The following is an 879-nucleotide window of genomic DNA, read 5'->3' as shown; positions in this document are numbered from 1 at the left end:
GGAAAAGAAATCAACCGAGATTCCGTTAGTAGCGGCGAGCGAACGCGGAGTAGCCCTTAAGCTACATTGGTGTTAGTGGAATCATCTGGAAAGCTGAGCGATACAGGGTGATAGCCCCGTACACGACAACACCTTTATAGTGAAAACGAGTAGGACGGGACACGTGGTATCCTGTTTGAACATGGGGGGACCATCCTCCAAGGCTAAATACTCCTGACTGACCGATAGTGAACCAGTACCGTGAGGGAAAGGCGAAAAGAACCCCTGTAAGGGGAGTGAAATAGAACCTGAAACCGTGTACGTACAAGCAGTGGGAGCCCCTTCGTGGGGTGACTGCGTACCTTTTGTATAATGGGTCAGCGACTTACATTCTGTAGCGAGGTTAACCGAATAGGGGAGCCGTAGGGAAACCGAGTCTTAACTGGGCGAATAGTTGCAGGGTGTAGACCCGAAACCGGGCGATCTATCCATGAGCAGGTTGAAGGTTGGGTAACACTAACTGGAGGACCGAACCCACTACTGTTGAAAAAGTAGGGGATGACTTGTGGATCGGAGTGAAAGGCTAATCAAGCTCGGAGATATCTGGTTCTCCTCGAAAGCTATTTAGGTAGCGCCTCGAGCGAATACCATTGGGGGTAGAGCACTGTTTGGGCTAGGGGGTCATCCCGACTTACCAACCCCATGCAAACTCCGAATACCAATGAGTACTACTCGGGAGACACACGGCGGGTGCTAACGTCCGTCGTGAAAAGGGAAACAACCCAGACCGCCAGCTAAGGTCCCAAAGTGATGATTAAGTGGAAAACGATGTGGGAAGGCATAGACAGCTAGGAGGTTGGCTTAGAAGCAGCCACCCTTTAAAGAAAGCGTAATAGCTCA

General features: G+C 50.7%; 1 rRNA gene. It reads left to right on the top strand.

The window, feature by feature from the left end:
- Nucleotides 1-879 (top strand): 23S ribosomal RNA (locus IE070_RS16510); the annotation flags it as partial.

The sequence above is a fragment of the Alishewanella tabrizica genome, assembly GCF_014652375.1.
GTDB classification, from domain to species: domain Bacteria; phylum Pseudomonadota; class Gammaproteobacteria; order Enterobacterales; family Alteromonadaceae; genus Alishewanella; species Alishewanella tabrizica.
The sequence above is the reverse complement of the archived record's forward strand: the minus strand, read 5'-3'. Positions and strand labels throughout refer to the sequence as shown.